Source organism: Actinoplanes sp. GCM10030250, from assembly GCF_042666575.1.
Classification (GTDB): domain Bacteria; phylum Actinomycetota; class Actinomycetes; order Mycobacteriales; family Micromonosporaceae; genus Actinoplanes.
The window spans coordinates 1-13,890 of sequence record NZ_JBHTDO010000072.1; the positions used below are offsets into that span (position 1 = coordinate 1).

General features: G+C 72.2%; 12 protein-coding genes and 1 pseudogene. 6 read left to right on the plus strand and 7 right to left on the minus strand.

The annotated features are described in order from the left end of the window. Both ACFQV6_RS43675 and ACFQV6_RS43680 read left to right on the plus strand, forming a co-directional pair. Positions 1-224: pseudogene (locus tag ACFQV6_RS43675) on the plus strand (hypothetical protein); the annotation flags it as partial. 273 nt (positions 225-497) lie between these two features. After that, positions 498-3,989, plus strand: coding sequence for an ATP-binding cassette domain-containing protein (locus ACFQV6_RS43680; protein WP_378033640.1), 3,492 nt, complete (start codon positions 498-500; stop codon positions 3,987-3,989). A 195-nt stretch (positions 3,990-4,184) separates the two neighbouring features. Here ACFQV6_RS43680 and ACFQV6_RS43685 read toward each other — a convergent pair whose 3' ends face one another. Then, positions 4,185-5,054 (minus strand): S1C family serine protease, encoded by an 870-nt coding sequence (locus ACFQV6_RS43685; RefSeq protein WP_378033641.1) that lies wholly within the window; start codon positions 5,052-5,054, stop codon positions 4,185-4,187. A gap of 577 nt (positions 5,055-5,631) precedes the next feature. Between ACFQV6_RS43685 and ACFQV6_RS43690 the strand changes: the two genes are divergently transcribed. The 3 genes from ACFQV6_RS43690 (at position 5,632) to ACFQV6_RS43700 (ending at position 7,413) form a co-directional block, all read left to right on the plus strand. Continuing rightward, entirely contained in the window at positions 5,632-6,204 is a 573-nt protein-coding gene (locus tag ACFQV6_RS43690) for a DUF732 domain-containing protein (RefSeq protein WP_378033642.1), read from the plus strand. Positions 6,205-6,333: 129 nt separating this feature from the next. Next, a complete protein-coding gene (locus tag ACFQV6_RS43695) occupies positions 6,334-6,615 on the plus strand; it encodes a peptidoglycan-binding protein (RefSeq protein ID WP_378033643.1) in 282 nt (93 codons plus the stop codon). Positions 6,616-6,705: 90 nt separating this feature from the next. Beyond that, entirely contained in the window at positions 6,706-7,413 is a 708-nt protein-coding gene (locus ACFQV6_RS43700) for a TIGR03089 family protein (RefSeq protein WP_378033644.1), read from the plus strand. A gap of 168 nt (positions 7,414-7,581) precedes the next feature. Here the strand turns inward: ACFQV6_RS43700 and paaE are convergent, their stop codons facing one another. From paaE to paaN, 6 genes are all read right to left on the minus strand, one after another. Beyond that, positions 7,582-8,640, minus strand: coding sequence for a 1,2-phenylacetyl-CoA epoxidase subunit PaaE (paaE, locus tag ACFQV6_RS43705; RefSeq protein ID WP_378033645.1), 1,059 nt, complete (start codon positions 8,638-8,640; stop codon positions 7,582-7,584). Beyond that, positions 8,641-9,144 (minus strand): 1,2-phenylacetyl-CoA epoxidase subunit PaaD, encoded by a 504-nt coding sequence (gene paaD / locus ACFQV6_RS43710; RefSeq protein WP_378033646.1) that lies wholly within the window; start codon positions 9,142-9,144, stop codon positions 8,641-8,643. It lies immediately after the preceding gene. Further along, entirely contained in the window at positions 9,141-10,022 is an 882-nt protein-coding gene (gene paaC, locus ACFQV6_RS43715; protein ID WP_378033647.1) for a 1,2-phenylacetyl-CoA epoxidase subunit PaaC, read from the minus strand. Before paaC ends, paaD begins: the two co-directional genes overlap by 4 nt. A 10-nt stretch (positions 10,023-10,032) precedes the next feature. Continuing rightward, a complete protein-coding gene (gene paaB, locus ACFQV6_RS43720) occupies positions 10,033-10,329 on the minus strand; it encodes a 1,2-phenylacetyl-CoA epoxidase subunit PaaB (protein ID WP_378033648.1) in 297 nt (98 codons plus the stop codon). Then, positions 10,326-11,186, minus strand: a complete 861-nt coding sequence (gene paaA / locus ACFQV6_RS43725) for a 1,2-phenylacetyl-CoA epoxidase subunit PaaA (protein WP_378033651.1) — start codon at positions 11,184-11,186, stop codon at positions 10,326-10,328. The genes paaB and paaA overlap by 4 nt, the downstream gene beginning before the upstream one ends. 98 nt (positions 11,187-11,284) lie before the next feature. Further along, positions 11,285-12,979, minus strand: a complete 1,695-nt coding sequence (gene paaN / locus ACFQV6_RS43730; protein ID WP_378033649.1) for a phenylacetic acid degradation protein PaaN — start codon at positions 12,977-12,979, stop codon at positions 11,285-11,287. Positions 12,980-13,102: 123 nt separating this feature from the next. Here paaN and ACFQV6_RS43735 point away from each other — a divergent pair, with 123 nt between their 5' ends. Beyond that, a complete protein-coding gene (locus tag ACFQV6_RS43735; protein WP_378033650.1) occupies positions 13,103-13,684 on the plus strand; it encodes a TetR/AcrR family transcriptional regulator in 582 nt (193 codons plus the stop codon). The last annotated feature ends 206 nt before the right edge of the window (positions 13,685-13,890 follow it).

Sequence of the window (13,890 nt, forward strand, 5' to 3'; positions counted from 1 at the left end):
CCACCACCCCCACCGGGCCGCCCAGCTCACCGCCACCCCGCCGCCGGCCCCGCTGCCGGGCCGCCCAGCTCACCGCCACCCCGCCGCCGGCCCCGCTGCCGGGCCGCCCAGCTCACCGCCACCCAGCCGCCGGGCCACCCACCTCACCGCCCAACCCGAACCTCACCCCGCTCACGCCCAGCCGGCACACCCGGCTGGCGCTCAGCGGCGCCCCGCGAGCCTGAAGACACCCCTCACGCCCAGCCGGCTCACCCGGCTGGCGCTCAGCGGCGCCTCCCGGGCCCAAACACACCCCTCACGCCCAGCCCACCCGACCGGCTGGCGCTCAGCGGCGCCTCCCGGGCCAAAAGACACCACTCACGCCCAGCCGGCTCGCCCGGCTGGGGCTCAGCGGCGCCTCCCCGGCAACGAGGGGGAATTAAACCGGTTGAGTCGGTCTCGGGGGCCGCGCAGGATGGGGACACCGCCCTTCCCACCACCGGCCAGAGGACTGTTCAATGCGTCTGCTCCGCGACCTATGGGCCACAAGCCGCAGTCGCACCACGCTCGTCGCTCTCCTCATCGTTCTCGGTGCTGCGGGGTCGGCGCTGTCGCTCGCGCTCGCCGGCCCAGTGCTTGTCGACAAGTCGTTCTCGCTGTTCGTGGTGCTGTCGATCGCGCTGGGCGCCGCGGTGTTCAGCGACGTCTTCGTGGGCCTGGTGGTGGCCCGGCTGACCGCGGACTGGACCGCCCGGCTCCGGCGTGAGCTGAACCGGGTGGCGTTCGGCCAGGATGTGCCCACTCTGGAGAACACGCCCGTCGGCGAGTTGCTCGACCGGATCGACTCGGACGTCTACCAGGTCGGTGCGGAGCTGCGCGGCGGGGGTGTGCGGATCGCGCAGTCGATGGCGGTGGCGACGCTCTCGATCGTCACGACGTTCGCGGTGTGGTGGCCGGCCGCCGTCGCCATGATCGTGGTCTGTCTCCTGCTCTTCGTCACGATGAACAAGCCGATCCAGCGGATCTCCCCGATCCGGATCTCCGAGGAGGAGGCCTGGTCCGACCTGGCCGCCGTGATGGAGGAGGCGATCCACGGTCAGGACGACGTGCGCACCAGCCTCGCCGCTCCCTACGTGCGCCGGCTCTATGCCGAACGCGCGCGGGAGGTGCTGGTCAGGGGCCGCCGGGTGTGGCGGGCGTCGTCGCGCATCACGATGGGCGCGGGCGCGATCACCCGTACCCTGATCGCGGTCCTGGTGGTTGTGGGCGCCGCGGCGCTCGCGGCGGGACAGATCGACGGTGCCCGGCTGACCGCGGTCTGGCTCCTGGCTCTGGGCTTCGGCGGCACGCTGGAGCACGTCACGCGGATGGTGCCCGAGCTGCAGAACGCGCTCGGTGCCTGGAGCCGGGTGCAGATGCTCAGCAACGTGCCGCAGGAGCCGGTCGACGGCGTGCCCCCGGTCGACGGTGACCTGGAGGTGCGGGGCCTGACCTTCCGTTACGGCGAGTCGGACAGCGGCCGCCCGGCGGCCCTGCGCGACGTCAGCGTCACATTCGCGCGCGGCCGGTCGTACGCGTTGATCGGCCGCACCGGTTCCGGCAAGTCCACTCTGGCCAAGGTTCTCACCCGGGCCGTGGATGTGCCGCGCGGCACGGTGTTCCTCGGCGGGGTCGACATCAACGACATCGGCGTGGAGGGCCTGCGCCGGTGGACCGCGATCGTTCCGCAGCGCACCGAGATCCTGGCCGGCACGCTCGCCGAGAACATCGCACTGTTCGACTCCGGCCTGCTGCCCCGTGCGGCGACGGCGCTCGAGGAGCTCGGGCTGTCCACCTGGGCGGCCGGGCTGCCGGACGGCATCGAGACGAAGCTCGGCGAGGGCGGTTACAAGCTCTCCGCCGGGCAGGAACAGCTGGTGGCGTTCGCCCGCATCCTGGTGCGTGACCCGCACGTGGTGATCCTCGACGAGGCCACCGCCCGGATGGACCCGGTGACCGAGTCGTGGGTGCAGCGCGCCACCGACCGGCTGCTCGACGGCCGGATCGGCGTCATCGTGGCGCACCGGCTCTCCTCGGTGCAGCGGTGCGACGAGGTGGTCGTGCTGGCCGACGGCGAGGTTCTCGAGTCCGGTCCGCTGCGCGAGTCGCAACGGTTCGCCGAGTTGATGGCCAGCAGCAACCTCACGGTTCCGGTCGGTACCGGCGGGGGCACGCTGACCGGGAGACCGGAGAACCACGTCGGCGACTGGGACACCGCCGTGCAGGTCGAGCTCGGCCCGGATTCGCTCACGAACCCGCTGCCGACAGTGGATCCGCCGCCGCTGCCCGCGTCTCCGGCGACCCGCACCATGCGGGAGATCGCGCGGCTGGCCACCAACGACGCCCGGTACGGGCTGGGTGCCGTCTCGCTCTTCCTGCTGCTGGTGCTGTTCGGCCTGGACGGCGCGATCCTGCCGCTGCTCTGGGCGAACGTCGTTGACGGCGTGGGCAACCCGGTCTATCCGGCCGCCGGTATCGCGGCCGCGCTGCTGCTGCTGATCCCGACGCTGTACTACACCGGCGCCTGGTTCCCGGAGTGGTGGGTGCGGCAGATGCTGCGGATCAGCCTGCGGCTGGTGCACGGCCAGATCGGCCCGCGCCGGGTCAGCAAGCACACCCCGGCCGAGGTGGTCGCTCAGGGTGGCGACACCGAACGGGTGGTGATGCTCGCCGACAACCTGATCGACAACTGTGTCGCCCTGGTGACCGTGGTGGCGATGACGCTCGCCTCCCAGTCGGTGGTGCCGGCGCTGCTGTTCCTCGGGACGATGCTGGTCTCCGGGCTGGCGGCGACCCTGTTCGGGCCGAAACTGGAGCAGGCCGCCCGGCGTACCGTCGCTGCCCGCGCGGCGTTCGCGACCTCGCTGGTGTCGTCGCTGTCGGCGGCGCGCACGGTCAAGCTGGCCGGCGCGACCGAACCGGTCCTGGCGCATCTGGCCACGCTCGACGGCGCGCGCAGCGAGCTGCAGCGCCGGGAGATCGCGATTCAGGTGTGGGCGCGTTCCACGCCGTCGATCGCCAGCGGCCTGCTGCCGATCGCGGCCTGGGCGATGTACCTGTCCGGGCAGCTCACGGCGGCGGCCGCGCTGATCGCGGTGGCCACCCTGGGGTCGGCACGGTGGTTCGCCTGGACGACCGCGTCGCTGGTCTCGCACTTCCCGTCAGCGAGGGTGTGGACCATGCGGACGGTCGCGATGTCGGGTCACTCCGAGTATTCGGCGGACGTTCCGGGCGTCGATCTCGCCGCCGGCACGGCGCCGGCGCCGCCGACAGCGCCGCGTGAGTCGCTGCGCAGGCTCGAGTTGGGCGGTTTCAGCGCGGTGCACGAGAACGGCGCCTTGGGGGTACGGGACATCGACCTCACTGTCGACAGAGGGCAACTGGTCCTGGTCGTCGGTCCGGTCGGTTCCGGCAAGTCGTCTCTGTTGAGGGCGCTAGCCGGGATCGTGCACCATACCGGCGAGCTGCGCTGGAACGATCACCTCGTGGACGAGCCGGAGATGTTCCTGCGGCCCAACCAGGTCGGGTACGTCGCACAGCTCCCCCGGGTGCTGTCCGGGACGGTGGCCGACAACATCCAGCTCGGGCACGAGGTGGACGCGGCGGACGCGGTGTCGGTGGCCCAGCTGGAGCACGACCTGTCCACGGCGGGCGGCGGCCTGCAACTGCTGATCGGTCACAAGGGCACCCGGCTCTCCGGCGGTCAGCTGCAGCGGCTGGCCCTGGCCCGGGCCCTCGCACCGAGGACCGAGCTGCTGATCGCCGACGACGTCTCGTCCGCGCTGGACGTGACCACGGAGCTGGAATTGTGGCGGGCGCTGCGGTCGCACGGGGTGACGGTGGTCGGTTCGACGTCCAAACGGGCGGCGCTGGCTCAGGCGGACAAGGTCGTCGTGCTGATCGGTGGCCGTGCCGAGGACCAGGGCACCTGGGAGGAGCTTGCCGGCCGCTGGGGGCACCTGGCGGGTTGATCCCGCCGGGTCGTCCCTCGGCCCGCTTCCGGCGCCGGGCCGCGGCTCGCTTTCGTGCGGGCCGGACGCCGGGCCGCGGCGCGCTTGCGGGCAGGCCGGGCGACGGGCCGCGGCTCGCTTGCGGGCAGGCCGGGCGCCGGGCCGCGGCTCGCTTGCGGGCAGGCCGGGCGGTTGCGGCCCGGTGGACCGGCGGGGTCAGCTGATCCGGGACTTCAGTTGGCTGACCACGCTGGTCACGGTGCCGGCGGGGATCGCGAAGCCGACCCCGACGCTGCCGGTGCTGTCGCCGGCCGTGGCGATCGCGACGTTCACGCCGACGACGCGGCCGGACATGTCGACGAGCGCACCACCGGAGTTGCCCTGGTTGATCGCGGCGTCGGTCTGCAGCAGCCCGGTGAGCTTCTCGTCGCCGGTGTCCAGGCTGCGGTCCAGGGCGGAGACGATGCCCGAGGTGACGGTTCCCTCCAGTCCGAGCGGCGCGCCGAACGCCAGCACCGTGTCACCGATCGCCACGCTGTCGTCGGTGGCGAACGTGGCCGGGGTCAGCCCGGACAGCCCGCTCGCCTGCACCAGGGCCAGGTCGTGACCGGCGTCGGTGGCGACCACCTTGGCGGGCGCGGTCTCGCCGGTGGACAGACGTACGCTGACCGTCCCGTCCTCGGCGATCACGTGGTTGTTGGTCAGGATCAGGCCGGCCGCGGAGAGCACCACACCGGACCCGAGCGACGACGAGCGGGCACCGTCGACCAGGACGGTGACGATGCTCGGCTGGACCTTCTTCACGATCGGCGCGAGGTCGGAACCCTCGGTCATCGTGGTCACCGTCGCCGCGGCGGCGGGGCGGCTCTGCAGGTATTGCTCGGTGAGGTACGCGCCGGTGCTGCCACCGCCGGCGACCAGCACGAGCACCGCGGCACCACCGGCCACCCGCCGCTTCCAGCGCGGATCCCGAGGCGGCCGCACCATCTCCGGCGCGATGTGGGTCGGCGGCACGTCAGCCGCCACACTTTCACCATCGGTGATCGGGGTCCGGCCGTCTGCGGGACGGGTCAGTAGATCGGACATGCCAGGGCCTCCTCGAACATGCCCTCCGGCCGTGGCTCGCGCGGCCGGAGGTGGGGCTGGGTGGTGACCGGTTCGCCGGGGGTCGGCCGGCTCGGTCATGGGGCAACAGTGCGCCGCTACGTTGTCTCGTGGCGGTGAGCCCTCTGTGACTTCGCTGTACACGCCCGCCCGATTTGCGACGATGCCGAGCCGATTTGCGAACGCCCCGGTAGCCCGTCCGGGTGGCTGCGGCGCGGCACCGCGTACGGCGCGCGGCGGCGTCTAGGGTTCGCCGGGTGTCCCCCACCGACCTCACGCTCCGCAATGAAATCGGCAGGCCGCGCACGCCTGTCGAACGCCGCCCGTTCGGTCCTACGATCGCCGAGCCGGCGGTCGCCCTCCGCCTTTCGGCCGGTCGAACGCCGCCCGTCCTCCGCCCCGCCGTTCCCCCGCCGGTCGCTCCCCGGCCGGTCGCTCCCAGGCCCGCCGCCGCCGTTGACGATCTTGGGGATCTGCCAGGTGACGGTGCGGCGGAAGTCCACAAGGTCGAGACCGCGCTGACGGCGCGACCCGGATTGCGGCTGGAGCGTGGCGGCCGATGAACAGGCTCGGACTGTTGCTCACCATGGTGGCCGTGCCTGTCCTGGCGGGCTGCGGCACCGCTCCGGCCGTACCGGAATGGAAAGACGGCGTTGCTCTGCCCGCGTCACCCAGCGTGAGCGCCAGTCAGCCGGCGTCGGACCCGCAGGCCGGGTCCGCGGCAGGCAGCCCGCTCCCGGCGGAGACCGCGCCCGGTTCCTCAGCGGATTCCGCGGCGGCGGGTTCCGCGCAGTCAGGTGCACTGTCAGGTGCGGCACAGTCAGGAGCCGCGCCGTCAGGAGCCGCGGCGGCGCCAGGCCCGGACTCGGCGCGGAACCAGGCGGCGCGTCGCCCCGCGGATGATGCGCGTGCGGCGGAGCGCTTCACCTCGGCGGTGCAGGGCCGGCTGCCCGGGGTAGCCGTCGACCGGCGCCCCGAGGAGATCACCGCGCTCGGTAACGCCGCCTGCGCCGAACTGCAGACCGGCCAGAAGCGCGGCGCGGCCGCCGACGAGGTGGCCGGTTACGGCGTCAGCGGCACGGAGGCTCGCGAACTCGTGCGGCTCGCACGCACGTACCTCTGCCCCGCCTGAAATGACCGCGTGGCCTTAGGCAACCGGCCGAAAGTCGCAGTCCCCCACAGGAAGCAGAGACGTTAGGCAGATGTCCGGCACAGATCGTCCCGGGAAGCTGAACACATCAGCGACAACCGGGAGGTCACGATGTCCGCACGAGGCATGCTCAGCGTGGTCGGCACCGCCGTCGGCGGCCTGATCGGGTGGTCCGGCCAGGCGCCGCCGGCCGATCCGCAGGCGGTGCGCGCCCTCTTCGCCGATCTCGGGGTCCGCGTCGGCACCGACGAGGCGGAACTGGCCCGGGCCGTCCGTTACTTCCAAACCAGAACCGGCCTGACGGCCGACGGGGAGGCCGGGCCGCGAACCATCCATCTTCTTTCCCGGTACGCGGCCGGAGCACGCGAATCAACCTGGCCCGAAGCGGCCTGACCCTCGCCCAGGTTGCCGGATACGCGGCTCGCCCGTCGCTCCGGAAGGTGATTCCGGTGGCGGTGGCGTGGCCGTTATCGTGGGTTCGCGATGAGCGAGGAACTGGTCACCTTCTTTGACGACGCCACCGGCGAGCGGGTCGGTCTCACCGCCCCCGACCTGGGACGATGGGCAGCGGCCACGGCGGAGCTCCTCACCGCCGAGTGCGGTCTGCCCCGTGGCGGCCGCGCGGGTGTGCTGCTGCCACCGCACTGGCAGACGGCCGCCGTGCTGCTCGGTGCCTGGGCGGCCGGGATCGAGGTGTCGTTCCGCGGCTGGTCCACGGCCGGCCTCGGACCCGAAACCGGCCCCGCACTCGACGCGACCTTCGTGGAGCGCCGGCGGGTGGGCAGCTGGCTGGAGGACGTACCGCCGGCCCGGCACCAGTTCGTCCTCGGCCTGGCTCCGTCAGGCGCCCCCACTCCGGACGTGCCGGCGGGTTACCGCGACTTCCCACAGGCCGCACGCTCCCACCTGGGCGCTCCCCCGCCCGCCGGTGGCATCGGCGCGGGCGAGAACGCGACCGTCGACGGCACGACCTTCGGCGAGTACGGCGCGGTCGCCGCCGAACTCGCCCGCTCCCGTGGCATCAGTGCGGGCGACCGGGTGCTGTTCGACACCGCGGCCCAGGAGGAGCCCCTCATCTGGCTGATGGCCCCGCTCACCGCCGGCGCCTCGATCGTCCTCTGCGCCAACCTGGACCGCTCCCAGCTCGACACCCGCATCGCCACGGAACGGGTCACCCAGGTCGCACTCTGACCCACCGGCCCGGCCCGGCCCTGCACGCGGCCCGGCCCTGCACGCGGCCCGGCCCTGCACGCGGCCCGGCCCTGCACGCGGGGGCAGGTGCCTCGCCCGACACGGCGGCCGACGTCGCGCAACCGGCCGGACGCCGGGGAAGCCCGCGCCTACTGGTCGAACCCGCGCCTACTGGTCGAAGTCGACCACCACCTTGGGTGAGGTAGCGGTGGCCTGGCAGGTGAGGATGAAGCCCGCGGCCAGCTCGGCCGGTTCGAGCGCGAAGTTGCGGCGCATCGTCGCCTCGCCGTCGACCAGGCGGGCCCGGCAGGTGCCGCACACCCCACCCTTGCAGGCGAACGGCAGGTCGGGCCGGGAGCGCTGCGCGCCGTCGAGCAGCGCCGTGCCCTCCTCGACGGTCACCGTGGTGGACCGGCCGTCCAGCACGACGGTGACCTCGCTGCTCGGGCCGCGGGGGCCCGCTTCGTCACGGACCGGCTCGGGTGGTGCCTCGTCCACCCAGAACAGTTCCCGGTGGACCCGCTCCGGGGCGACCCCGGCCTCGCCGAGCACCTCGATCGCGGCGGTCACCATCCCGTACGGCCCGCACAGCCACCAGTGGTCGACGGCCTGGATGTCGATCAGCAGCGGCAGCAGCGTGCGCAACCGTCCGGCGTCGAGACGTCCGGTGAACAGCTCGGTCTCCCGGGCCTCGCGGGACAGGACGTGGACGAGTTCGAGCCGGTCGGGGTAGGTGTCCTTCAGGTCGGCCAGTTCCTCCGCGAACATCACCGTGTCGGCGCGCCGGTTGCCGTAGAGCAGGCTCACCTGCGCGCCCGACCCGCTGAGCAGCGAGGTGGCGATCGACATGACCGGGGTGATGCCCGATCCGGCGGCGATCAGCACGTGCCGGCCGCCCTCCGCGACCTGGGGTGTGAACGTCCCGGACGGCGGCGCGACCTCGATCGTGTCGCCCGGCCGCAGGTCGCGGACGATCCAGCTGGAGATCTGCCCGCCGGGCACCTCCCGCACCCCGATGCGGGGCGCGGCACCGGCCGGGGCGCAGATCGAGTAGGTCCGGCGTTCGTCGACGCCGCCGGCGACCCGGCGCACGGTGAGCGACTGGCCGGGGCGGAAGGCATAGTGGCCGGCCAGCTCGTCCGGCACCGCGAACGTGACAGCGACCGCGTCGTCGCACAGCCGGTCGACCGCCGCGACCCGCAGCGGGTGGAATTCGAGGAGCGCCACCTAGATCTCCTTCACCCGCTCGAACGGTTCCCGGCACGCGGGGCAGCGCCGCAGCTCACGGCAGGCGGTGGCGCCGAACGCGGCGAGCACCTCGGTCTCGCCGTGCCCGCAGCGCGGGCACGCGACCGGCACCGGCCGCGTGGTCAGCGACAAGGGCACCGGACCGGCGGACCGGCGCGGCGCCGGACCGGGCGGGGCGATGCCCGCCTCGAGCAGCTTGCGGCGACCGGATTCGCTGATCCAGTCGGTGGTCCAGGCGGGAGCCAGCACGGTACGCACGTCGACGCGCCCGTAGCCCGCCCGGCGCAGAGCGGAGCGGATGTCGGTGCGGATCGCGTCCATGGCCGGGCAGCCGGAGTAGGTCGGGGTGATGGTCACTGTCACCTCGTCGCCGTCCTGCCGCACGTCGCGGACCACACCCAGCTCCGTCAGCGTGAGCATCGGCAACTCCGGGTCCACCACCGAGCCGACAACCGCCACCGGGTCGAGCAGCACGCTGTTCACCAGACACCACCCGGCGTGGATCGAGCCAGCTCCTGCATCTCGGCGAGGATCTCGGCCAGCGCAGCGGTGTGGTCACCGGCCCTGCCCGGCGGAACCGCGGCGTCCTCGTGAAACGCCCCCGGGCTGAGGGTGGCCATGGTCAGGACCTGGTCGAGCACCGCGTCGAACTCGGCCCGCAGTGTGCCCGGATCGACAGCGATCCCGATGGCGGCCAAGCGCATCTCCACCTCGTGCGCACGGAACAGCTCGCCGGTCAGCGGGACGATCGCCTCGACCGCGGCGGCCATCCGCTCGTGGGACAGTCCGGTCCCGTCGCCGAGCCGCACGACCCACTGAGCCGCGTAGTCCCGGTGATAGGTCATCTCCTTGACCCCCTTGGCGGCGATCGCGGCGAGCATCGGATCACGCGACCCGGCCAGCCTGTCGAACGCGGCCAGCCGCCACGTGGCGAAGATCAGCAGCCGGGCCACCAGGTGCGCGAAGTCGACGTCGGAACGCTCGGCCAGGCACACGTTGCGGAACTCGGCCGCCTCCCGCCGGAAAGCGAGATCGTCCTCGTCGCGGCCGGCCGCGCTCTCCGCCTGGCAGGCCCGGGTCAGCAGCAGGCGGGCCTGCCCGAGCAGGTCGAGCCCGATGTTGGCCAGCGCCAGCTCGTCCTCCAGCTCGGGCGCGCGGGTCACCCACTGCTGCAGCCGGTGCGACATGATCAGGGCGTCGTCGCCGAGCATGAGGCAGTACGCGGCGAGGTCCGCCGGATCCACCCCGTCCGGCACCTGCGCCGGCACTCCGGCGAGCGGGTCCGCGAAGCCGGTCCCGTACGCCCAGCGGGCATCGTCGTCGTGGTCGGTGAGCGCCTGGTAGGCGTCGTCGAATGCCATCTGCCCGCCCTCAGATGTGCGGAACGGAGTCGGGAATGGCGTAGTGCGTCGGGTGCCTGTACACCTTGTCGCCACTCGGGTCGAAGAACGCCGCCTTCTCCCCCGGGTCCGAGGCGGCGATGTGATCGGAGCGCACCACCCAGATGCTCACGCCCTCGTTCCGCCGCGTGTACAGATCGCGCGCGTGATGGATCGCCATCTCGTGATCAGCGGCGCGCAACGAGCCCACATGCACGTGGTTGAGCCCCCGCTTGGCCCGCACGAACACCTCGAACAGAGGCCACTCGTGCTTGATCTCCCCGGTCATGCCGCCACTTCCGCCCGCTTTGCGGCGTGGGCGGCGGCCGCCTCCCGGACCCACGCGCCGTCCTCGTCGGCCTCGCGGCGGCGGGCCAGCCGCTGCCGGTTGAGCGGGCCGTCACCGGTGATCACCCGGCGGAGCTCGTCCCAGTCGGGCTGCCCGAAGTCGTAGTGGCCGCGCTCCTCGTTCCACAGCAGGTCCGGATCGGGCAGGGTGACGCCGAGCGCCTCGGCCTGCGGCACGGACATGTCGACGAAACGCTGGCGCAGCTCGTCGTTGGTGTGGCGCTTGATCTTCCAGGCCATCGACTGGGCCGTGTTGGGCGACGCGGCGTCCGGCGGCCCGAACATCATCAAAGACGGCCACCACCAGCGGTTCACCGCGTCCTGCACCATCTCGCGCTGGGCGGGGGTGCCGGACATCATGGTCATCAGCAGCTCGTAACCCTGCCGCTGGTGGAACGACTCCTCCTTGCAGATCCGGATCATCGCCCGCGCGTAGGGACCGTAGGAGCTGCGGCAGAGCGGAACCTGGTTGCAGATGGCGGCGCCGTCGACCAGCCAGCCGATCACCCCGACGTCGGCGAACGACCGGGTCGGATAGTTGAAGATCGACGAGTACTTCTGCCGGCCCTCGATGAGCCGCTGGGTCAGGTCACCACGGTCGGCGCCGAGCGTCTCCGCCGCCGAGTAGAGGTAGAGCCCGTGACCGGCCTCGTCCTGCACCTTGGCGAGCAGGATCGCCTTGCGGCGCAGCGTCGGTGCCCGGGTGATCCAGTCGCCCTCCGGCTGCATCCCGATGATCTCGGAGTGCGCGTGCTGGGCGATCTGCCGGATCATCGTGCGGCGATAACCCTCCGGCATCCAGTCCGCCGGTTCGATTCGCTGATCCCGCTCGATGGCCTCCTCGAACGCCCGCTCCCCGGCGGGTGTCGGAGAAACAGGGTGAGAGACAGAATTGGTCACGGCTGCTCCGAGGTGGCGGCGGGGACATGGCGGCGGGACTGGAGGGTGAAGAAACGGCCCGTCACATACCAGTCGTCGGTCAGGGCGGCGGTTGCCGCGGGGTTCGCGCCCGTGCCGTGCAGGTCGCTGAACGCCGCTGTCTGGTTCACGAAGACGCCGCCGGTGAGGTTTTCCGAGAGGTGCACGCCGGCGTCCAGGGCCGCCTCGCGAGCGGCCTCCAGCACCTGCGGCGAGGTCGAGTGCACCAGGGCGCTGAGCGCGCCGTGCGCCCGCACCGTCTCGGTGAAGACCCGCAGGCTGTGCTCGGTCGAGTCGGTGGTGATCAGGAACGACACCGGCCCGAACCACTCACGGGTGTAGACCTTCTCGTCGGCGGCGTCGAGCCGGGCCACCAGAGGCGTCCGGATGACGGCCGACGGGTACTGCTCGTCGCTCACCGTCGTGGACGGGTGCACCACGCCCGGTGTGGACGACGCCTCGGAGAGGCGGGCGAGCACGCCGTCGTTGACGATCGCGCCGAGGGTGCCGGCGGCGCGGCGCGGGTCGCCGAGCAGCTTGCCGAGGGCGGCCGCGAGATCCGCGCCGAACTCGTCGGGGCTGCGGTGCCCGGCGTCGGTCTCGATGCCGTCGCGGGGAACCAGGATGTTCTGCGGGGTGGTGCACATCTGGCCGCTGTAGAGCGAGAGCGAGAAGGCGAGATTGCGCAGCAGGCCCTTGTAGTCGCCGGTCGAGTCGACGACCACGGTGTTGAGGCCGGATTTCTCGGTGTAGACCACCGCCTGGCGGGCGTTGGCCTCGAGCCAGTCACCGAACTCGCTGGACCCGGTGAAGTCGACGATCCGCACGTCGGGGTGGGTGGCGAGGGTGGCGGCGATGCCGTCGCCGGGCTGCTCGGCGGCCAGCGTGACGACGTCGGGGTTCAGCCCCGCCTCGGCCAGCACCTCGCGGCAGATGCGCACCGTGATGGCGAGCGGCAGGACCGCACCGGGGTGCGGCTTGACGATCACCGGGTTGCCCGCGACCAGGCTGGCGAAGATGCCGGGATAGCTGTTCCAGGTGGGGAAGGTGGTGCAGCCGATCACCACGGAGACTCCGCGGCCGACGACCGTCGCGTTCTTCTCCAGGTGCAGCGGGTCGGCACCGCGCTGGGGCTTGGCCCACGTCGCGTAGGCCGGGGTCCGGGTGGTGGCGGCCAGCGCGTAGGCGACCGCCTCGAGGCCGCGGTCCTGCGCGTGCGTGCCGCCGGCCTGGAAGGCCATGACGAAGGCCTGGCCGGTGGTGTGCTGCACGGCGTGGGCGATCTCGAAGCTCGCCGCGTTGATCCGCCGCAGGATCTCGGCGGCGACGCCGGCGCGGCCCTCGGGACCGGCGGCACGCCAGCCGGGGGTGGCGGCGCGTGCCGCGGCGATCAGGGCGAGCGGGTCGGCGCGGGGATAGCTGACGCCCAGCTCAAGACCGTAGGGCGAGTGCTCGGTGGCGACCGTGCCGGACGCGCCGGGGACCTCGATCGGGAACGGCTTGCCGAGCAGGCTGGTGAAGGCGCGCTCACCGGCGGGGGCGGCGTCCTCCCCGTAGACCGACTTGCTGGGCGACTCCGGATAGGCGGACCAGTAATCCCGCGCTGCCGTCGCCTCGATCGCGCGCGCCAGCAACTCGCGGTGGGTTTCATACAGCTCAGCGGGGTTGGACATCTTCGCTCCGTTGCGACTGGACGATCAAGAGGACTGGGCGTGGACCCCTTCTATTTACCGTCCGTTCGGTCGGTAAATCAAGCCCCGCCCGGCAGGATGGCATCACCAAGTAGATTTCCGCGCATGCAGCCACGCCGCCGAGGGCGCCCCGGACATGACCAGGATGCCGTGCTCGCCGCCGCGGTGCGGCTGTTCAACGCGCACGGGTACGACGCGACCAGCATGTTCGACGTCGCCGAGTCGCTCGGCATCACCAAGTCGACCCTCTACCACCACGTCAGCAGCAAGGAACAGCTTCTGGAGATGGCGGTCGACCGCGCCCTGGACGGCCTCTTCGAAGCGGCGCGGACCCTCGACGAACCGGACGCGATCACCCGGCTCGAGCAGCTGATCCGCCGCAGCGTGCTGATCCTCGCGGACCGCCTGGAGTTCGTCACCCTGCTGCTGCGCGTGCACGGCAACACCGAGGTCGAGCAGCACGCCCTGTCCCGCCGCCGCGAGTTCGACCGGATCGTCACCGACCTGGTCAAGCAGGCCCAGTCCGAGGGCGGAGTCCGCGCCGACGTCGACCCCGCCACCGCCGCCCGCCTGATCTTCGGCATGGTCAACAGTCTGATCGAGTGGTACCGCCCGGACCGCGGCAACCTCGAGACCATCGCCGACACCGTCGCCGCCCTGGCCTTCGACGGCCTGCGCACCAAGTAGAGCGCCGAAAGCGCCGGAAAGAAAGCACCGGAAAGCACCGGAAAGCAGACGTCACCGCAGCTGGTACAACTCCGGCCGGGGCGACACCATCTTCACCTCCACCCGCTCCCCCGTCCGCAGAGCCACCAGCGCCGCCTCCGACACCACCGACGCCGCATACCCGTCCCAGGCACTCGGCCCCACCGCCCCACCCACGGCCCGCCGGG

What these genes read in the sequence shown, in the direction of transcription:
- ACFQV6_RS43680 (WP_378033640.1), top strand. Translation starts at nt 498, where the DNA reads ATGCGTCTGCTCCGCGACCTATGGGCCACAAGCCGCAGTCGCACCACG.
- ACFQV6_RS43685 (WP_378033641.1), bottom strand. Translation starts at nt 5,054, where the DNA reads ATGTCCGATCTACTGACCCGTCCCGCAGACGGCCGGACCCCGATCACC.
- ACFQV6_RS43690 (WP_378033642.1), top strand. Translation starts at nt 5,632, where the DNA reads ATGAACAGGCTCGGACTGTTGCTCACCATGGTGGCCGTGCCTGTCCTG.
- ACFQV6_RS43695 (WP_378033643.1), top strand. Translation starts at nt 6,334, where the DNA reads ATGTCCGCACGAGGCATGCTCAGCGTGGTCGGCACCGCCGTCGGCGGC.
- ACFQV6_RS43700 (WP_378033644.1), top strand. Translation starts at nt 6,706, where the DNA reads ATGAGCGAGGAACTGGTCACCTTCTTTGACGACGCCACCGGCGAGCGG.
- paaC (WP_378033647.1), bottom strand. Translation starts at nt 10,022, where the DNA reads ATGGCATTCGACGACGCCTACCAGGCGCTCACCGACCACGACGACGAT.
- paaB (WP_378033648.1), bottom strand. Translation starts at nt 10,329, where the DNA reads ATGACCGGGGAGATCAAGCACGAGTGGCCTCTGTTCGAGGTGTTCGTG.
- paaA (WP_378033651.1), bottom strand. Translation starts at nt 11,186, where the DNA reads ATGCCGGAGGGTTATCGCCGCACGATGATCCGGCAGATCGCCCAGCAC.
- paaN (WP_378033649.1), bottom strand. Translation starts at nt 12,979, where the DNA reads ATGTCCAACCCCGCTGAGCTGTATGAAACCCACCGCGAGTTGCTGGCG.
- ACFQV6_RS43735 (WP_378033650.1), top strand. Translation starts at nt 13,103, where the DNA reads ATGCAGCCACGCCGCCGAGGGCGCCCCGGACATGACCAGGATGCCGTG.